Source organism: Alishewanella sp. HH-ZS, assembly GCF_001704375.1.
GTDB classification, from domain to species: Bacteria; Pseudomonadota; Gammaproteobacteria; order Enterobacterales; family Alteromonadaceae; genus Alishewanella; species Alishewanella aestuarii.
The window spans coordinates 1-20,722 of record NZ_LZEJ01000015.1 but is presented as its reverse complement, the minus strand read 5'-3'; the positions used below and the strand labels follow the sequence as shown (position 1 = coordinate 20,722).

At 44.4% G+C, this 20,722-nt stretch carries 11 protein-coding genes; 2 read left to right on the top strand and 9 right to left on the bottom strand.

What is annotated here, in order from left to right; all coding sequences use genetic code 11:
- Window positions 1–246: 246 nt before the first annotated feature.
- The 9 genes from A9165_RS07755 to A9165_RS07715 all read right to left on the bottom strand — a co-directional run bounded on the left by A9165_RS07755 (window position 247) and on the right by A9165_RS07715 (window position 14,024).
- Window positions 247–981 (bottom strand): hypothetical protein, encoded by a 735-nt coding sequence (locus A9165_RS07755; protein WP_065955478.1) that lies wholly within the window; start codon window positions 979–981, stop codon window positions 247–249.
- Window positions 974–2,098 (bottom strand): hypothetical protein, encoded by a 1,125-nt coding sequence (locus tag A9165_RS07750; RefSeq protein ID WP_065955477.1) that lies wholly within the window; start codon window positions 2,096–2,098, stop codon window positions 974–976. The genes A9165_RS07755 and A9165_RS07750 overlap by 8 nt, the downstream gene beginning before the upstream one ends.
- Entirely contained in the window at window positions 2,088–4,487 is a 2,400-nt protein-coding gene (locus A9165_RS07745) for a sensor histidine kinase (protein WP_065955476.1), read from the bottom strand. Before A9165_RS07745 ends, A9165_RS07750 begins: the two co-directional genes overlap by 11 nt.
- Window positions 4,488–4,496: 9 nt before the next feature.
- Window positions 4,497–6,185, bottom strand: a complete 1,689-nt coding sequence (locus tag A9165_RS07740) for an N-6 DNA methylase (RefSeq protein WP_065955512.1) — start codon at window positions 6,183–6,185, stop codon at window positions 4,497–4,499.
- A 119-nt stretch (window positions 6,186–6,304) separates the two neighbouring features.
- Complete coding sequence (locus A9165_RS07735; protein WP_083216244.1) at window positions 6,305–7,921, bottom strand: Tn7-like element transposition protein TnsE; 1,617 nt, start codon at window positions 7,919–7,921, stop codon at window positions 6,305–6,307.
- Entirely contained in the window at window positions 7,918–9,426 is a 1,509-nt protein-coding gene (locus tag A9165_RS07730) for a TnsD family Tn7-like transposition protein (protein ID WP_065955475.1), read from the bottom strand. The genes A9165_RS07735 and A9165_RS07730 overlap by 4 nt, the downstream gene beginning before the upstream one ends.
- Window positions 9,427–9,428: 2 nt before the next feature.
- Entirely contained in the window at window positions 9,429–11,093 is a 1,665-nt protein-coding gene (locus tag A9165_RS07725; protein ID WP_065955474.1) for an AAA family ATPase, read from the bottom strand.
- On the bottom strand, window positions 11,093–13,174 hold the full coding sequence (locus A9165_RS07720) for a Mu transposase C-terminal domain-containing protein (protein WP_065955473.1): 2,082 nt from the start codon (window positions 13,172–13,174) through the stop codon (window positions 11,093–11,095). Before A9165_RS07720 ends, A9165_RS07725 begins: the two co-directional genes overlap by 1 nt.
- On the bottom strand, window positions 13,158–14,024 hold the full coding sequence (locus tag A9165_RS07715) for a TnsA endonuclease C-terminal domain-containing protein (RefSeq protein WP_255365671.1): 867 nt from the start codon (window positions 14,022–14,024) through the stop codon (window positions 13,158–13,160). The genes A9165_RS07720 and A9165_RS07715 overlap by 17 nt, the downstream gene beginning before the upstream one ends.
- 793 nt (window positions 14,025–14,817) lie before the next feature.
- Here A9165_RS07715 and A9165_RS07710 point away from each other — a divergent pair.
- Both A9165_RS07710 and A9165_RS17100 read left to right on the top strand, forming a co-directional pair.
- Window positions 14,818–15,645: a hypothetical protein gene (locus A9165_RS07710; protein WP_065955471.1), complete on the top strand. Its 828-nt coding sequence runs from the start codon at window positions 14,818–14,820 to the stop codon at window positions 15,643–15,645.
- A gap of 2 nt (window positions 15,646–15,647) precedes the next feature.
- Window positions 15,648–20,432 carry an RHS repeat-associated core domain-containing protein gene (locus A9165_RS17100; protein ID WP_176714602.1) on the top strand — a complete coding sequence of 1,595 codons (4,785 nt, stop codon included), beginning with the start codon at window positions 15,648–15,650 and terminating at the stop codon, window positions 20,430–20,432.
- Window positions 20,433–20,722: the final 290 nt, after the last annotated feature.

Here is a 20,722-nt window from a genome sequence, read left to right as displayed (position 1 = left end):
AAAAAAATAAAGTATCATACTGAAATGCAAGCACCCGAACAAAGTAGGCAAACTTGGAGTAATAAAGTATCATACTCACACTGTCACAATGCTATGGTTAGTAGTCACCAAAAACAACTTACGCAACATATCCTTTATAATTTTTCTTTATGATAACATTCTCATTCGAATGCAGAGTATGGTTCGTTACTACTTAGCAATAAAGTAATTGAATTGTTCTCCGCAAGCATTCCTCCAACATTGGACTTACAAACCTGGGTGCAAGGTATTTGCTTGCGAAGGGACATTCGGGTTTGAAAAATATCCAGAGATCCCTTCAAAATACGGCTTCCAAAATAACTCCTTACTTGCCTTGTGAATGTTAATGAAGGGGCGCTTCTGTCGCAGGGCTTTCCAACATTTATCACCGAGGAAATTACCAAAAACAAAGTCAACTGCTAATATAGGATCCATCGGAGGGTGCATGATCCGGGGGCTCTCCATCAGAAGTAATTCGCCTGTATTAAAATGGCGATTATTTTCGCGAATCGATTCTCTGAGTTTTTTTCCTCCAAATTGGAAATGGAATTGGGGGTGGGAAAATTGTTCATCTCCCTTGACATCATGATAATCTAAGTGCCAGGCACTTTTCACAGGCTGACCATTTTCATCGTTAGAAGACAGCTCAAAGTCAACACTCATTTCTACTATATCAGAGAAGACTGCAAACTTATCACGAAAGCATATTTTCACTGACAATGTTAGAATAGAATCTGTAGCTCCTGCAGGTAAAGTGTGCTTGTGATTACCTTGTATATCAAAGCTCATGCGTGCAATGTGAATGTTCAGTGGATATTCTCTTTGTTTTGGATCCACTAATCGCTTTTTTAAGCTTGAAACTGCTCGCTTGAGCCCACTTATATCACGCACACCTTTTCCATAGAATGATTCGAGGACTTCAGCCAGATCATCTAATGCACGAAGGAAATCAACATCATTCATGATAATTTCCTTTTCTTACTTTCAGAAACCTCTCTTTATCTCGAGCAGTTAATTCATATCCATTACTTTTATGGAGTTTATTATTTATCGCATTAAAGCTGGCATACAGCTGCTCTTGCCACTCTCTACGTTCAGAAGTAGTAACTTTGTAGCTATCTACTTCATCAAGTGGTGAATCATTAATAATACAGCAATGCCAAAACTTGCTTTCAAGATGATTCTCCGCTGGCCTTGCCGTTGAAAGTGACAATGACAATTTATGATTCAGAAGTTTAACCCTATCAGCGGCATCTAAATTCGCAGGATGCTCGCTAGATATCACCTCTAACCACCAAGCTTCAAAATCTGAAGCCCACCATCTTCGATAAAAATCAGAATAAATGCCGTTGAATCGGAACTTACTGAAATTACTGTCTTTTAACTTTACCCAATCTCCACAACTTATATCAACCCCGCACCGTGCCGCTAAAGTCTGTTCATTAATAAGGAAACCATTGAATCTCAAAATCGCATTCGTTAGGAAATTTGACAGCGTGTGAGTTACGTGATGATTTTTATTAACCAGGTGTCCTAAAACAGGCTCAGGGAGATAGCCAAGAACAAACTCTTTCGGAATGCCAAAAATTGCAGCAGCTAGCCCTCTACCATTACGATCATCCTCAGACCTATGCTTACAGAGTGCAGCAGTAATTTCCCTGTATCCGAATATCAAGCTCTCAATTTTTTTTCCGCACTCATCACGTTGCCTTAAATTTTTTCGATGTAACCATTCTTTATTCCAAACCGCATCTACAAGGTTATGAGAAGACTTTTCGTTTTGGTAACTTATTATATTCTCAGCAATTGACCATAGAATCACGGGCTTTGGTTTCAAATGGCCTTCGGCCATTCTGGTTCTTAGCTCTTGTACAAGGGTTGTTCCCATATATGGTATCTTCCCTATGCTCCCCGCTAACTTCTGATCCATTAAAATTAAATCATGTTGATCAGAAATATTCTCTATATCTTCTTGGAATGAACAGGGCTTGATATGCTTATATGTCAGTCCATCAAGGCTTATGTTGTTAATAAAATCACTTATGTCCTCATCGTCAACAACTGCAATATTAAAAGTCATCTTCGATATCCTTTTCTTCTGCTTTTGGTAAAGATACTTGAAAGGAAGTCGAATACCCATCCTTTGGAGTGGTTAAATCGATTTCACCCCCTAAGCCTTCTACGATTTCTCGTACAATCGTTAATCCAAGCCCCATCCCCAACATCTGCTGATTCTCTGTTGCACTAAACATCTGAGTGTTAGTCGTATAGAACTCATCAAATATCTTTTCTCTGTTCTCATTGGAGATTCCACAGCCGTTATCACTAAAGACCATTTCTACAGTGTCATCAGTCTCCTCGAGCTCAATAAGAATTCTCCCTTCTACACCGGCTCTATAAATTGCTTTCTTTGCATTAGAGTACAAATTAACTAAAATAGAATTGAAGTTTGCTCGGTGCGCTCTAGGGGTGACAAAGTCTAATCCATTTAAAGAAATATCAATCCTAACCTGGTCGTCTTCATGCTTTGTATCTTTTATCGCATCAAGGAACTCATTAACAAGCTTTCTTAAATCAAGGAGCTCGCCTTCTTTATCCGTTAATGATTGAAAGCTAGCTTCAAAGAAAGAAGTATAAGCTCTTAAATTTTCGATAGCTGAAAGGGCTTGCTCTATCTCCTGTGATAGGTATTCTTTAGGAAATAGCTCTAGCAATTTGTATAGGTTATCTGAGACCTTCAATATCGAGAACTTAACTTCATGGGTAAACTCGGCCATCGCCAAGCCTAAACCAGCGAGAATCCGATACATTTCAGCCTTATCAAGTAGATACTTGGCCTGAAATGCAATACTTTCTATTAGCTCAATTGGAACAACCCTAGAACCATCAGAGATGGATGTATGCTCTTCAACTCCGTCTTTAAATAAGGAGTTAATCTGTTGTACTTTATTAAGTTCCAGTCTCGGTGAGCTTTCAAGTTTTTCTATGGACTCACTGAATCCATCTAATGAATCCTTAAAAGAAATTCTTCCCTTTTTAATATAGTCCTTTTCTCCTGCAAAAACTTTGGTTTGACCAAATGCATAGGTAAAATCAACTATTGCTGACAAAATGGATGAGGAAACGAATTCCCTTAACTCATTAAATGAATCTGTTTCCAATAGACCTTCTCTTGATGCAACTTCTTCAAAATACCCTTTCGTATCAGGAGTAATTTCTACAATCCCAAAAAAATTCTGATTCCCTACAGGTGGTAATATCGTCCGACTCTTCGTGTGCCAATCAAGTCTCAACCAATCGTCAAACTTTTCGCCATACGGTAATACGCGAAAACCGTTTCTGTACAACCGAATGCCTCCAAAATCCCTAAGATTTTCTGTAACAGTAGAGTTTAGTAATTTAGGGACATGAGCAGTACCCGGGTTGAAGTAATAAGCTTTGAAACTTACATTCCGAACTTCACTGACTTTGATCTGTTCTAAAGTATTTTGATCTTTCTCTTGGTACTGAGTAAGTGTTTTTGTTACGTAATTTTTAACTCCTGAATCATAGTCGATATAAGAGCTTTTCACTCGCCAAAACCCTTGCCCTTTATCATCAATCCAGCCTTCTATTTCAGCAAGAGCATGCTTAAGATACATGTCAGTGGTATCGATCACATCTATCTCATTACCATCCATAAATCTCTTTATTACTGCAGAAAATCCTGGATCCCTACATTTACTACCCCGTTCGCTATCTATTCTTTTAATCTTTGATACAGGAAAAGGTAGAAGCAAGCCTGAAGCATATCGATACGCTCTCTTAACCTGACTTTCAGTCCAGTTATCTCGCAAATCATGAATAATCAACAACGTGCCTGACTTGAAGTTGAATTGCTGAAAATGGCTATCATCAGTTTCTACTACTTTGTTTGAAATGACGATAAGCTCTTTCTCTGATTCAAACTCACGCCAATCAATCTCAACACGTAAGCCCCCCTCATCGACATCACGTTTAGTGAGAATAGTAAGCCTCAAACCCAGCCTTTGTGCGGCGAAACGTCCAATTCCTTTTTTTCCCGCTCGTTTTCGATTATATATTCTTGAATACTCTTCTTTTTTCTTCATGCTGGTAGAGATACGCATGAAACCATTCACAAGCTCATCCCGACTCATACCTGTACCATTATCTAAAATTTCAAGCCGCGAACCGACATGATCATAAATAAAATTAACAAGCACAGTATCTGCATCAGCATCATAAGAGTTTTTTATAATTTCAGACAAAGCAGTTTCTTTTTTTGATACCAGCTCTAAGCCAAGTCGGTTTACATGATCGGCATCAACTGTAAATCTAACGCTATTTTTGTCTAACTTCGAAAGCTCAGTAGAAAGGGAGAGTATTTCACTTATGTCTAACGAATTACTTGAGAGCTCATCAATCAACTTTTTTTTGATGCCATCAAAATAACTTTCAGAATGTTCCATGCGCCTTCCTTAATCTGATTTAATTCTAGGACCACTTCTCCTCAACCCTTTATATCTATCATTTCTCATTTCTTCAGCACACTTAGAAAAGTTAAGAAAAGTTTTCCGGGGAATCCCTTCAGCATTACAAATAGCCTCATCAACAAGTTTTTGAGCTTCGATTAGAAGCCCTTTACTTAGCATTCCATCTATCTGAGCTACGATAGAAGACAACTTTTTGAGCACTTTGCTACTTGTAAAAATCGAAATATTTTTTGCAGCCGTTGGTTCAAGCTTTAGAACTCCTGAACCATATGATCTTCCTGCGATTTCAGCTGATAATTGAGAGTATGATGATAGAAAGGATGCTGCAATTGCTTTTTTATTCTCATACGAGATGTCACCAGTAAAAAAGACTCTGTGTACTGAATTGGTACAATTTATTCTTGAGGCATTAATTACCAACCTAGGGCCTTTATCAAGCATGTATGAAAGAAACGCATCTGGATAACGGCCATCATCAGGATAAAACCAATTAGGCCGCTTTACGAAAGTTCTATTTGCATGGCGCTTTTTCCTGTCAACGGTAGCGAGATAGCTTCTTATTGGACTAGGTTTTTGTGACACGCTTCTAGGACAAACTAACAGGCACTTGCTGTTTTCATTCTCCAACTTTTTATGTCTAGATAGAGTGTGAATCAAACCCTTCAGTTGGGAAAATCGTCCAATAACTGGCTTTAATACATCAGGACCCAGATTAAAAGCTTCAGCCTCTTTTTTGCTGATGACAAAAGTCTTGTTATCGCCAGTAACCATTCCGATGATGACTTTACCTATTTCTCCCAATCTCTCGGTAGAACCGCTCTCTTGAATTTCGAGCATTTTCCGTAACACATCCGAAGACATGATCGAGTGCTTATAGTTATCACTGAAAGCGTCTTGTGTCGTGCAATTATTTGAAACCAATACCCTTAACGTATCTAAATCGTCAGCAATCGCATATTGTGTCTTTGGTCCGATTGAAGGTGTTTCGCTAAAGCCTTCAGCCAGAAGAATTACTGAAACCTCATCGGCTCCTAACGATTGGAAAAATCTCTGATTTAACTTGATTACTTTAATCGTTTCAAAATGCTTTTCGTAAATTGCCAATAACGCTTTTGCATAGTCCGCATGCAACGCACTACTTGGTAAAACCCATGCTGTCCTAGCTCCTGTCTTGAGGAAACTTAACGTATGCAGTAGGAAAAAAGCCCATAAGCTCGCATTTATCCCAAGTGTTTTATCTGCAAAAGGTGAAGCTCTGAGGATTTTCTTACAGCTTTCCCTTTGCCGCTCAGTCATACTATGCATTGATACATAAGGTGGATTTCCAATGGCAACATCAAAAGTGATATTGCCAAAATCTTGTTTATTTGATTGGATAAAATCCAAGCAGATAAATCGATTACTAACCGCGGAAATACGGCCTAACTTATCGGAGAGAAATCCGAATGCTTTTTCATCAATATCTGCACCATAGAGCTGATCTTCTGGGTTCTTGCAGCCTAAAGCCTTCAACGTAACAACACTAGTCTCTAAAAAACCACACCCACCAAAGCTTGGCTCCAAAACAACAGAGTCAGGTGACTTGATAGCCCAGTCACAAAGTACCTGGCTCAAGTTACTTGGCGTATAATAGGCCCCAAGGGCCTTGCGTTCATCCTTCGAGTGTGGCTGCATACTCAATGTCATCAACTTAAATTTAGGCCCGTTATATCGATATTGTGCAGTTAGGTCAATCTCTAGAGCACATCGATAATGAAATAGACTAAGGCGCACGACATCGATAACGAATAAATCTATGCTAAGACCTTTGGTTTAAGCTGTGTAAAAAGTCTGGATGCCCATTTTTTAATTTCATCTGCAGTTAAGGCTCCCCCTGCGCTAGACTGCTGATGAGCTACCCAGACATGACTATTTTTACCAAACAGCTGGTCTAGCAATCCAACAGGCCAGGACAATGATGCCTTCAACAACTGCCTTTCTATTTCATTGAGATACTTAGCTATATCACCTACAGCAGATGCCAAGATTACCTTTGTAGACAATGCCTTACTGGCATCGGAGGTATCAACCTCTAGCAGGTAATATCCAACGGTACCTACCGTAACATGAGCAACCGACATGCACCTTGGGTTGCCATCGGTTTTCAATATGTGCATCGTGCATCTACCCACTGCCGGCAGCTTTCTGAGTGGGTACCTTTTCACCTTACAACCATGCTGTTCTTCAAGCAATCTCAGCATTTCAAAGTAACTTTCGAATTTATTCAGGTAGAGGTGTGCATCATCGGTCTGTTCATCCAGTGCGTCCCACTCAGCACTAGGTAAGTCGCCAAAGGGGCCTTGCTCTTCGCTACTAACATCTTTTGAAGCTTCACTAGGCTCACCATCCTCATCCTTGCGTCCACCCGTTGGTTTGGTTTTATTACTTACTTTTCTGGTCTCAATGGCCTGCTCGTATTCAAATACCACTTGATTTGCTTTCAGCATCACAGGCTTATTCTCACCGCTTTCTTCGCTTTCGTCATCCAGATTATGCTCATCCGGCCGACGAGAATCTCCTCCAGCTCTGCTCCCTTTACCAGCCTCCGAAGTTATGAATTTTGGGCTGGTGAACTCAACCACTTTAGGGATATTGGGCACAATCTTACGGATGCCAAAGACCTCATAAACCAGCAGGGATCGGCTTTTCGGCTCAAACCTTCCTCTGACGTTTAGTATCACTCCCTGAAGTGGCGGCGGATCAAACTGAAAGGTCCAGCGTCTATAGTGACCAGTATCAACGCTATGCAAAAGCTGGTACCTGCTGATACTCTCATAGGAGAGTCTGACCTCCTGATCCAGCAACAACCAAGAAAGATGCCTACGAAAGCCATAATCACTGAATAACTCTATTGGGCAGTTACAGGTATCAAGCACATGAATATGAGCCCAATTTAATTTCGGCTCAGTCTCTGTGATGAACTCATTACTCAGCACATCGTGCAAAACGGATGAACGAGCCAGATAAGCATTATGAAAAAATAGCGCCCGAGCCAGCTCAAACTGAGGCAAGAAAACGCGTATTCCGCCCTCGATGTTGAATTCAAAACAATACTGCTGCAGCTCTTTTGGCAATGGACGCTCAAGGGCAGGACAGTTTTTAAGCCGAACAACATCCCAATCCCGTGTTGTGGTGATTTCGAAACTTTGCTCATGGCTATTTGGGTAATAATCTTTGCTTGGATTTATGATGTTCTTACGCACCAACAAAGGCGCATTGGACAGGGACGTTGAATCAGATCCCGCTTCCTTACCCGGATAAATGCTTAAGTTGACGCCCCAACGTACCCCATCTGTTTTACAAAACAAATCTCCGATCCCATTTAGCCAGGTATCGTCTTTAAATCCCTTTAGGTGGATAGAACCGGTCAAATTCTAATGATCTCCTGCAGAAACTCCCGCGCCAACTCTGTGAGCCGCTCTTCACTCAGTCCAGACAACCGAAGCACCTGCCAGCGCTTTAAATCTGCACCGGCTAAATTCAAGCGAATAACGATGCGGGTAATTCTTCTTATTTGATATTGCTCTATATTTTCACAATGCCGATCAAAAAACAAACGACACAGTGGCAAGTGCTTTAAGTTTTTTTCAATGGTGGCATTGCGCTGCAATTGTGCCAGATACCAGTTCTTTGTTCGCCTTGGCGGCCAGAGATCTTGCTCCGTTGAATCACGAAGCTGTATCAGCCTTCTGACATTATCATGGTCACGCTTTCGCCAATCTACTTTTAATCGGCACGTATTCGGCTTAATGCAATATTGTTGGTTGGTTGCTATTAGCCAGTCTCGATCATGCCGATATAGCCAGGCATACACATCTCCAAAGCCATTCTCACGCGCTTGCTTGGCACCATAGCGGCGTGCAGCTGATAACCAACGATTGCGGAAGTTATCCAGTTTCGTATTATCCGATACAGCTACTTGAGGCGGCGTTACTTTTGCAGGATGCCTTGATGAAGCAACTTGTTGCATCACATCGGTAAAACACCAACCAGGCTCGAGAAAAGCGTGCAGCACTATCACGTGCTGCAGATAGCTAAATGCTTTACGATGCTTACGGAATATTGATTTTAACCAGCAGTTTTCTGAGCATTCTGGCAGCAAATCAAGGCTTGCTAACCATTCTGAGCCCCAAAAGCCAATCACTTTGGCACTGACTTTCTCATGTTCTATCTGCAGGCCACGACAGAAACCCTGTGCATCGGCCAAATCATGGTACCAATTCCCCCACTGCACCAACTCAGGTGCCGGTACCCCAGTGAAATTTAGTAATGCTTCGATACTAGTGGCAATTAAGCAGCTCTGCCAGCAGCCGATCGCCTGTTGTTTGATAACACAGACTTGAAAGCAAGCAGCCTGGTACTGATGACGATGCACATCATGCCGGTGTGTTGGTGCACTTTGTAAAGCTCCATGAACCGCACAATCGTTTGCACCAGCGACCTGCCAGACTCTTTGCCAATAGCATTCACCATAACGGCTGTATTGTGCTTGCATACAACCAGGGCAGTACCGCAGATATTCCGGCTGCTTGATGCGCGAAGCGGCCACTCCTGCCGTGACATGCGCACTGTGTCGTTTATTTGCTATCAGCTCATTGACGAGTTGCTGACGGCGTTGCTCACCAATAAAAGGTGCATACAGCGGAAAAAGAGTATGGTTGTACAACAATTCGTACGATGTTGGGCCAACTTTCGGTGGGTACAAAGCAGCGACCAACGTTAAATGACCGGGTAAGTCAGGGGTCGCAATGATCTTGGTATCGCCAAAAACCTCCCGCAGCAACTCTTTTGGCGATACAATACCGCTATGAACCCCGTGCCTGGCGATGACGCTATAAAGCAGCTCATCGCGATATGGCAAAGGAAAGCCCAACATCTTTAACCGACTCTTTTCAGCCAGTTGGGTATATCGAATAACTCCTTACCGTATTTGAGCCCCAGGTAGAGCTTTCCCTTTTCCGCTTGCGAAAACTTAAAGCGCAGATCATCGGACGGTAATGTATGCCAGTCTTTCTGTTTAATTTTTTCGGTTTTTGCCCGGGGCGACTTTGTTGGTTTCATTGAGCTTGCATACCAGTCCAACACCACCCGGCTGAGCTCTGGCAACGACAAATTCGGATGATCTTTAAACACCTTTTCAATCAATGGCTGCAGCAAACCTGAATCACAGTCCATGGCCTGCAGCATGGTATAAAGCCGCATGGCTTTGTCGTTACCACTAAAGGATGGCTCGGCTTCTTTTTTGGTTTGCTGCTGATCTATCAAGGCTTTTAGCTCAAGCAAACGCTTGTCAATGGATGGTAGCTTCAGATCGGAGTAATTGCTTATCAGTTGAGGGTCATTCCGGCGCAATGCATCCAGCATAGGGTGGACCGGTTTTAGCTCCTGCTCATAAATGGTACGCAGCAGCTTAACAGTGATCCTTTCCAGGCCGGTGGATATTGCTCGCATTTGGGCAAGTACAAAGAGCTTGATAACGATATCCAGCACACCTTGCGATAAGTCGAACCAACAGTCTCGCACCTCATCACTCAGCACCTCGTCCCGCTTTGTCAGCCATTGGTATTGCCACAGCTTATCGGTGAATGCGATCCACTCGGTTTTTTGCACTTTGCCGGTACGTGGATCTGTGCTGACAGGCTCACACAGCATCGGCTCCCAGAATAATGAGCCAAAACCAGCGCTCCGCCTGGCTGACTGCAACTCCAGCTCAAAGATTGGCCGGGCTTTGGGCGTACCTACCAAGACCACCGGCACCCCAACCACATTAACCAGGGCAACAAAAAACTCTAGCATCGCTTCCTTGCTGATTGAACGCTTCAATGTCAAACGCTGGATCTCATCGATGACCAAGACACCGATCGCTCGCTGAGTCGCTACTTGTCCCATCAGTGATAGCAATACCTCTGTACCATGGCGTTTGCGGGCGTATTTCTCTTCGTACCCTGTTTGCAGTAGTTGGTCGACTTCGCGAAAGAAATTCAAACACAAACTCTTTAATGATCCATCCGAAGGGCATTCCATTCTCAGATAGGGTAACTGGATAAAATTGTACTTCGAGTGGTAAATGACGGGCGGGTAGGTGGCCAGAATACGATTGATAGTAGTGCTTTTGCCACTGCCTGAGCATCCGATCAATGACAAGCTCTTGGCGGTTGAATTCGATTGGACGAAGCGTGATGAGCTACTTTCCCCTGCCATGATGCGCTCATAGCTTTCTTGCATCAGCTTGTTAATCGAGCCATCAGCGAGGTTTCGTCCAACATAACCTGCGCGGATCATAATGGATATCTTCTCTTCGAGTTGCTTGTGCATTGCCAGGGGCTGAAAAAAGTCATCCAGTAGGGCGCAAATCTGATGCGCTCGAATATGACCTTTTTCAAAACAATCCTTCGGATTGAATTTAATCTTCCCCGTTAACTTTGCTTTTAAAGATTGTAAGTCCATGATGGGCGGCAGAGCTTCAATAAGGGGATTCCCGCGATAACGTTCCAATCCGGGGTCTTTATAAACAGCCTCGACGTAATGATCAGGTAGTGGCATTAATCGTCGTCTCCAAACAATTCGTCAATGTAATCCGGATAATCAAGAGTGGGTTCATTACCACCAAACGGAATAACTTGGGCAGACTTGTGCTGCTGCTCCAATGCTGGGCGCTGCGCTTTTTCGGATCGCTCACGGGCTTTTTCGGTTCGTTTGTTTTCGTTGATGGCTCGGATCCGCTCAGCTTTGGGTATATTGCTGGTATCCGGGGCTGCTTTTTCAGCCTCACGTATTTTTTCCAGCACAAACTCCTCATGCTGGCGTTTATATGTTTTTGAACGAACTTTAGCTGCTGCGGTTGTTTTCTTTTGCTCATCCCGCACCTGCCAGACATCCCAAAAAGATGCCCCCCGGAATTCTCTGGACTTATCGGTCAATTTACATATCCAGTGATGGTTACTGCCTTTGTCAAAGAACAGGTAAATTTGATCGGCAACTAGAGGATCATAGGCCGCTTCAAGACTCACAGGACGCTTGACCTGTCGGCCTCGATGCGTCCAGCCCAGCTGTAGCATCTCGGACGAAGAGTAATAAAGGCCAAATAAACAGGCACCATGCTCTGATAACGTCGCTTTTTCCCGCGGTAGTAATGCAATACGTAATGCTGTAGGGTCCGCATGATGTAAACGCCCGGTGCGATGTTGCAGGCCCCAGTTCCAGAGATGAATTGGCGTAAGCGGTAAGTCTGCCGGCATATCGGCATCACGGTCATACTTTTCCAGCACCGCATACTGATTTTGGTAAAGTACAGCGGACAAGATTATCTGAGCAAAATCCTTTACCGATAGCTTGGCATCAAGCCTATAGTCGTTTCCGCCATGCTTTCTCACTTTGTTACCCGTCACATACCCCGGCACAAAAGGACCAAATGACGCTTGGATAGTTTTGAAGTTGCGCTCAACTATCCCTTTTGCATCGCCACGGTACGGTGGCGTGTTTTCAATACGGAGCGCAAAGTTACTCTCCAAATTTTCAATTTGATGGCCAAGCAGTTCACCACGATCTGCCAAGATCGCATCAGGTAAGCCAACACTGGGCCAATCTTCTGATTCAATCTCAAAACCCAATCCCCTGCAATAAGCCACCTTATCGGTCACGGCCATATACAAAGCCTGAATGGCAGAGGCGTAGGACGCATTTTCAAAGCCAATGTAGAAACCGGCGATCATCCGGCTAAAGACATCTATCACCATATACACCACAGGGCGACCCACAATATTGCCCCGCTCACTGTCAGATACCAGGTAGATATCGGCAATGGTGGCATCAATTTCATAGCGTGAGCCTGGCCCAAGCACCTGGGTATTGGCGGTACTGTGCAAAGGCCGGATATCTTTGTTGTATATAGCAACTGGCACCCGCCTCTTCAGCGCTTCCACTTGCTGGTACTCACGCTTGTAAAAATGCAACATTTGCCAATTGCTGGGCAGCTCTTCTTGCGGGGTTTCCGGGAAGTGATTTAGGTACATGCTCTCAAAGCGGCGGTGAGCATAAGGAAAGGAATGCCCTTTGTCTTTTAACAGGTACCGATCAATGGCAATACGAAACAAACGTTCAGTAAACTCATCTATCTTGGCGCCAACACCACTTTGATGCTTACGCGGCCGACCAAGCTTTTTGTCACCGGCAAGTCGTCGCTTCCCCTTCGCACCCGAGTTTTTGTAGTCTGGCAGCAGGGCATTTGGGATCTGACCTCGCTGCCAAAAGCGCTTGGCCAAGCGATACACGGTTTGCTTGGTGGTACCGCTCGCACGGATGATATCTTCCACCACAGGACCCCGGCTTTTGGGGCTATAAAAATCAGGTAAATCAATCAGTGGCTTGATGAGCGCATAATTACTATCACGCTTCGTTTTTGCGATACTGCCTTCTGCTGGAGACTCAAAAGCCAAGGATTTAAAGGGATCATCGGTACGCTCAAGCAACTCTTGCTCAATGGCATCCTGCAGCTCAGCCACCAAAGCAAGCTCAGGGAAAGACGCTGCGTCATCGATGTTGATCCACACCAGGTAATCACCCAGCAGCTGCAACACCCGGTAGCATTGACCATCAAACCGCAGAACCTCATTGATTCGAAACAAGGTAGGTCTCCCGGATAAAATGGATATTCCCGCTCTGAAGATCCTTTGCTTTTAGCTTGCTCACCGGTACGAACAAGTCGAAAGTGAAGTAGCGCTTGGCCAACAAGGTTCGGACTTCGTACAGCGATTCGCCAAGTGGCAAGTCGTATGCCGCATCCAACTCCTTGCAAATGGCCAGCAATGTCTGGTTTGGTCGCTTTGCAAAGTGGTGGGCATACAGCTCGATCTGCTGCTGTGTCAGCTCAGAATCGTCCGGTTCATGGCGCTGAGACGGATAAAGCCATGAGATATTCTTCGACACGGTTTCCGGGATATCCGCTTCAGTGACCAGATACCAGGGCAACCCTTTTTCTTGCCAATAACGCCGCTCCAGTTCCAGCTTTTCGACTGTCCGGGCATCATCCAGGGCATCTTTATACTTTGCCTGCAGTGCAAAACGCGGCTCATGCTCATTGCTGGAGTCGACCAGGAAGTCTGAGGATAAATACTGTTCGGTACCTGCTAAAGCGGGATGATCAATCATCGCCTCAGTGGCTAAGCGGCGGGTCACCTCTCGCTCCAGCGGGAATTGTTCACGGATCTGCGTTACCTCTCGATGCCACTCCAGTAGCAAGAAAACCGACAGCTCTAGATCAGATAGCAAATGATGGGTGCGCTGAGACTTATGCCCAAAAACACGATGAACACGACCAAGGGAGGGGAAATCTGATACTTTTAGCCAAGGCTGATAACTTGCATACTCGCCAGCACCACGGCCAGCTTTGATCCACTTCGCAAACTGTGCATCCGTAAATCCTCTTCTCCTTGAAGCCATAATATGTAGCCGATAATAAAGACTGACTTTTATCATAGTAAGTACTATTACAGTATGCAACTTTATTACTTCAAAGACCTGATGTAACAAACATACTTTCTATTACGAAATATGCACTAGATAGACTTGAAAATATTGTCGCTGCTGAACGAGCTGTACTCGAGCCCATGGAGCATGGTAAAACTTAGTAAAATGATGCATATTGATGAAATATTAACTATACTGAAAGTATCGCTACTGACCGGGGCCAGAAAACTGGAGTAGTGACGCCGGAGCGTTAGTTCCCCCAGCCTGTGAGCGGGATAAAAAGGCTACCCGGACACTTTCTATTTAAAGTAATACCGTATTGGCGAAAATCGCCAAAAACTAACACGTACAATCCGACTACCAACCGTATACGCGCCATACCGTTTAGTGGGTGAGCTGTTTGAAATCAGTACCACACAGACGCTGATTAAGGCTTACTCATGGTAAATGTTTCACCCATCATCGGCGCAGCTATAACCCCTAGCGGCACTGCTTAGCGAGTCTAAACGCTACGGCAATAACTGGCCAAAAAAACGCCAGCGCACTGGCTGGAGACTTATTTTACCTTCACCTTCGTAAAGAGCTCTTTCATGAAGATCATGAGTCTTTTCCAGATCCTATTTAAGAGGCTCAATAAGCCTCTCAAATAACAGCGAGATACGGTCTTTATCCCCTTTGCCACGCCTCTCTTAAACTTTCTGTTGACAATTAATTTTCTACCGCTAGTGTAATTACGTTCTGTTCAAATTTAAGTCAAAATCACCTTTTCTTAGCCAATAATTCTGACATGGAGGTCGTGTCTATGCTGAGAGCGCTATTGATTGCCCGTTTGTTTTTGCTATTTCCTTTAGTAACTGCAACTTATGCACAACAAACGGATCAGCCATCCGAAGAAAAAAAGCAAATCGAAGAGCAGGTTACACCAATGTGGGATTGCGATGTGGCAACCATTGGCAGCTACTGTGCGCCTCAGGTACCGCAGTACACCCAAGCGACCCTTTCTGGACAAACTGTTCATTTACAATGGGTTGTTAATGGTGCTTATGACTATTTTGTGCTGGGTCAGGCGACAAACGGCAACTGGGGCAACGACGATGTGCTTTATAGCAACAGCCAAAGTCGTTTTCTTGCAACCGGGAATAGTTATATGTTCCGTGTTGCGGCTTGCAGCAATTTACATGGTTGCAGTGATTACGCGTATACACAAACTTTCAACGTTTCCGGTGGCGGAGGCGGTACGCCGGGGGTTTTTATAAAAGCGCCTGCGGACCTAACTGCCTCATTCTCAGGAAGTACATTGACCGTAGTTTGGGGAGCTGTAGCTAACATCACATCATATCGGATCAGACAAAACCTAAATGGCTTTTGGCAAGCCGAAATTAACAAAGGCACGACCCGTAGCCATAGTTTTACTGTCAGTGCGAACAATATCTACAGCTATCAAGTGCGTGGTTGTAATGCGTCCTCACAATGCTCTGACTGGTCTTACGTTCTTACGGTCAATACCTCTCCTGCGGTTACTTACATTCATACGGATATTCTGGGCAGTGTGATTGGGGAAAGTAATCAGTCAGGCGTTATGCTTAAGAAAACGGAACATAAACCCTACGGTGAGCGCAAGGAGCAATAATGATGAAAACTACGTTAAGCATTTCGTTACTGATTGCCGGGGTTGTCTCTTTTGGGGCTCACGCTTATACCAAAGAAGAGTTGGCTGAATTGTCTGCGTTATTTATGCAGGCGGTCGATCCGAATACTAATACAAAGTCGTTTGCTAAGGCCGGCACGATGTCAGCGATGTCCGCTGGAAGCCATGACAAGCTTAAATTGATGACAGAGCTTGCGTTAGCAAGAATGGAAGTAAAGGAACATATAACGCCGGAGACAACAGCGTTATTTGGTGACAAAGTCGATTTGAATACTGGAACGGTCACCTTTCAGCATACTGATATTGCCCTCAAAGGAAATAACCCGTTACCAGTTGAAATTCGCCGCACCTATCGCGGGTCAAAGAATAACCGGGGTAATAATGCAAGTCTTGGTGATTGGGTTTTGGAAATCCCAAGTATTACTACCACGACCCTTGAATACCGCCCCGGTTTACTCAGCCACCTGCCAAGTTGCGGTCAATTAGAGCCTAACTGGGTTGATACAGATTTTGCGACTGTCGGCCCAATGCAGTATTGGAGTGGCGATACACTGGATATTCCTGGAGTAACTAATCAGAAACTCAGAATGGCGTATACTGCAGGAGGAGGGATCCAGCAGGCTCGTTATGCTGATAATTGGAAAATTACCTGTCTTTCTAACCGATATGGCTTTGAGGCAACATCTCCTGAAGGCGTAACCTATACTTTTGATGTGGTTCGGCTTGTGCCATCTACCTTGGTTCAGGTAGAGCAGGAAGGGGAAGTCTTCAACCCCAACTATGACCATGCGGTTCTCTTACGTAGCTACACCCTCAATATTCAGGTGAGCAAGATCAGAGATCGCTTTAATAATGAAGTGACCTTCGAGTATCAGTCAGCAACGCTACCATACGGCAGCTCGGGCCAATTTTTAACTTACTCAAACAAACTAAGCCGGATTTACGCCTCAGATGGGCGTGAAATCAACATTTTTTATGAAGCTGGCGTGAATACGGATAGAGTATCCCGGATCACTGCACACGGTCGGGAATGGCGTTACGAGTACAATACGGTATATGACAACCGTGACCTACTATATAAAGATATCCTGAAACGAGTTATTCGCCCAGATAACAAGCAATGGGAGTTTAGTTTAGCGTTCGACCTTTTTGGTGGGATAAGTGCGAGTCAACCCACGTTGGCGGATTGTGCAGTTTTATCGCCAGTAGATAAAGTTTCTACTATCACACATCCGGATGGTGCTGTTTTCGTGCTAACACAGCGAGGGACGCAATTTGGTAGAACGAATGTGCCTTTTTCAACGACTGGCGGCAGCGCATCACCTTGGTATGGAAATCACAATGTTGGTCGTTGTATAACGAATCTCGCCATATCCAAAAAGGAACTGCAGTTTAATGGCAGCTCCTTGATTTGGAACTATCAATATTCTCAGAATGCAGGCTCGCCGAAACAACTTAGCATATCAACACCTCAACCCGCTGCACTGTCAGGTTTGCCTTTCACACCTGCTGGTCACACACTGATGGACTTGCGATCAACCTCTGTTGTTAATCCGGATGGCAGTAAAACAGTACATGTATTTAATCGAAACTTCGGTGTCCTAGAGGGCAAAGAAGTCTTAACGCTTTATTACGATACCAACGCATCCAGCTTGTTACAGGCGGTTGAAACCAGCTATGTGACGTCGCCCAAAACCGGCAAAGTAAGAATGGTGTCATGTAAGCCCTCGCAATATCCGGTCATCGAGATAATCAGCGATGAATGCCAGAAGGTTTTTGAAAACCAGGCAATGCATGAAAACAATATTTATCCTGGAACGGTTAAGACCACCAGTTACAGTAATGGCACACCTACAACATTTTTTACTACATACAGTAACTACAATGCTTACGGTCAACCTGGTCTGGTTTCAGAATCTGGTCCGAGTGGACAACGTTATAAGCGATTGAGTTATCAACATGATACCGCTATGTGGGTACTGAATTTGCCGACGACGACAGAATTATCGTCAGATAACAGCAACTGGACCACGACAAACCAGACAACGTACTACGCGGCTAACTCTGCAAGTAAGCTATTGCCGCATCAGGAATATCAATACGGTATGCTTATAAGCACTAGTACGTACCATACCAGCGGTGTTTCTGCCGGCAATGTGTTACGTCAGACGTATAACGTGGCAAATCGCTGGGTCGAGTTCAACAACTACAAGCGCGGTATTCCACAGCAAATAACACTGCCGGGACGTTATACCGCATCAGCAACACAAAGCGCTTGGCAAAGTGTTAATGATCGGGGTGAAATCGAAAGCGTCACGAATTTTCGCGGTCATACAACTACCTATGGTTACGATGCCATGGGACGACTGGCTTCCGTTACGCCATCTTCTCCTTGGGCTCCGACGACAATCAGCTACACCAATCAGAACGGCCGTTTTATTCAAACGATAACGCGTGGAACCTATGAAAAGCGTATCGAAATGGATGCGTTATTCAGGCCATTGCTCACTCGTGAGCGTGATACAGCGCGTAATATTAATGTATTTGTGCGTCAGCAGTTTGATGCATATAACCAACCGGTTTTCACGTCATTTCCAAGTGAAAATGATTATGAGTCAAATGGTCAGGCGACTCTGTACGATGGCTTACAACGGGTTAAGCGGCAGTACTCCACCGTCGATAATACGGGGGTTGATTATTATTATTTAACGAACAATCGAGTAGAAACAGTTGACGCGCTAGGTAACCGTACCACCACTACCTATCGGGCGTTTGGTTCGCCAGAGCAAAAACTTCCCTCGCTTATCGGTCAACCTGAAAGTGTCAGTACAACCATCAACTATAACGTATTCGGCAACGTCTCCAGTATTGTTCAGGGAGGCATAACAGAGTCACGTTACTACAATGCGCAGCAGCGGTTGTGTCGTCTGTACCGTCCGGATGTCGGGGCAACGGCATACGATTATAATGCGGTTGGCGATATTCTTTGGGAAGCAAAAGGGGCGTCCGGTGCAAGTAACACCTGTGCTACGGCGAGTGTGCTCGCGGGTGAAAAGACCAGTTATACCTATGACAATATGGGGAATATTCGGCAAATCAGTTACCCGGATAGCAGCGGCAATAGCATTTACACTTTTGACAATCAGGGGAATCTCACTCAGTTAACCTCAGGCGCTACCTCTTGGGAGTATGAATACAATTCTCAAGGCAAAATTGAAAAAGAAACACTTCTGGTGGATAACCTCGCTTTTGTATTGGACCCAAGTTATAACGCTATGGAGCAGTTAACATCGTTGGTCTATCCCTCTGGCAGGAGTGTCAGCTTTACTGTTGATGCGCTAGGTAGGGCGCTCAGTAGTGGCAGTTATGCGACTAATGCACAGTACTTCCCAAATGGCCAGCTCAAAAGCTTCAACTATGGCAATGCATTAACCTTTACACAAACACTAGATAGTCAGCAACGACCTGAGCAGCGCCGGGTAAGTCTATCGGCTAACTTACTGTCACAGCAGTACAGTTATGATGCCAACAGTAATCTTACCTCGATAACTGATTCTGTCTCGCCGTCCAATAGTGTTACCAACATGACATATGACGGACTTGGCCGGTTAAAAACCGCGAACGGGTTTTGGGGGGCCGGCAGCTTTAACTATGACGCTCTTGGCAATATCACGCGTAAAACGTTGGGTACCCAGGATATCAGTTACACCTACAATAGCAGTAACCAACTTACTAGTATCAGTGGCAGTTTGAGCCAGAGCTTTAGCTACGACAGTCGGGGAAATGTCACTAATAATGGGGTAAGAGCCTTTACCTTTAACAGGGCAAACCGTTTAGCCAGCTCGGGTATCAATAGCTATGTATATGATGGCCATGGTCGGCGGATAATCAAAAACAAAAACGGCGCAAAAACCTATAGCCTGTATAGCAGCGCTGGTGTTCTGATGAGTACCTATGAAAGCAATGGCTATACCGACTATTACTACTTAGGCAGCCAGCTCGTAGCCAAGTATGCAGACCCTCGGACTCAATCGGATGAGCCAGGTTATACCGGACATGTAGAAGATAATGACCTGCAGTTAACCTATATGCAGCAGCGGTATTATGACCCACTTATCGGTAGGTTTTACTCAAACGACCCGGTAGACTTCCTCGGGCATATGCAGCGCGGCAACCCGACGATGGGGTTCAATCGATATACCTATGCAAATAATAATCCGTATAAGTATGTTGACCCAGACGGTGAGTTTATTTGGGGGGTGGTAATCGGTGCAGCAATTGAATTGGGTGCCCAAGTAGCAACAGGACAAAAAATTAACCTTGCTGATGTAGCAATAGCAGGAGCTGTCGGTGCTGTTACGGGTGGTTTTGCAGGCAGGGCTGCTACACAAGCCATAAGAAATACAATTACAGCTGGTCAGGCTGTTAAACAAACAACAGTGGTTAGTGCTTTTGCAAATGCTGCCGGTTCAGTTGCATCTGATCTTGCTGCAGGAAATGAAGTAGATGCAACTAAAGCCGGTGTGAGTGCGCTAACAGGAGCTATTGGTGGTTATGCAGGTGCAAAATCAGCAAATTCCGTTTCTGCTCAACTTGATAGTATGTCTAACAGAGGTGGGATTCCTGCCCAGATATCAAATACTACTGCTTCTTCATATGTAGGTCCTAAACTTTCAGAACAGCTGACTTCTGCTGGGTCTACTGGCGCTGCTGCTGCTGGAGATCTAACGTTGTCGATAGTAAACAAAGAAATTACTGAAAAGCAGTGACTCTTATGATAAAGGTACTTTAAATGAGATTCATACACTTTTACAGACCGCAAATGAAGTTTCACTTTATTATAAGTGCAATTCTTTCGTTTCTGATTGGCTATCAGTATGCGTTAACGCGGGGTATAGCTTTTTTTGTTGCTTACAATCTATTCTTTTTGGTTGTTGGTTACATCACGTTTAAAAAATACAAAAATAGGTATGGAGGTAGTATTTAGTTTAAACTCTGGTGTGAGCGTATTATAAGCAAAAACACCAGCAGCCCGGCTGAGGGATCCCCACAAATTGCT

Excerpts from the sequence above, each read along its gene's own strand:
- A9165_RS07715 (WP_255365671.1), bottom strand. The coding sequence starts at position 14,024 with ATGATAAAAGTCAGTCTTTATTATCGGCTACATATTATGGCTTCAAGG.
- A9165_RS07740 (WP_065955512.1), bottom strand. The coding sequence starts at position 6,185 with ATGCAGCCACACTCGAAGGATGAACGCAAGGCCCTTGGGGCCTATTAT.
- A9165_RS07725 (WP_065955474.1), bottom strand. The coding sequence starts at position 11,093 with ATGCCACTACCTGATCATTACGTCGAGGCTGTTTATAAAGACCCCGGA.
- A9165_RS07745 (WP_065955476.1), bottom strand. The coding sequence starts at position 4,487 with ATGGAACATTCTGAAAGTTATTTTGATGGCATCAAAAAAAAGTTGATT.
- A9165_RS07755 (WP_065955478.1), bottom strand. The coding sequence starts at position 981 with ATGAATGATGTTGATTTCCTTCGTGCATTAGATGATCTGGCTGAAGTC.
- A9165_RS17100 (WP_176714602.1), top strand. The coding sequence starts at position 15,648 with ATGAAAACTACGTTAAGCATTTCGTTACTGATTGCCGGGGTTGTCTCT.
- A9165_RS07730 (WP_065955475.1), bottom strand. The coding sequence starts at position 9,426 with ATGTTGGGCTTTCCTTTGCCATATCGCGATGAGCTGCTTTATAGCGTC.
- A9165_RS07710 (WP_065955471.1), top strand. The coding sequence starts at position 14,818 with ATGCTGAGAGCGCTATTGATTGCCCGTTTGTTTTTGCTATTTCCTTTA.
- A9165_RS07750 (WP_065955477.1), bottom strand. The coding sequence starts at position 2,098 with ATGACTTTTAATATTGCAGTTGTTGACGATGAGGACATAAGTGATTTT.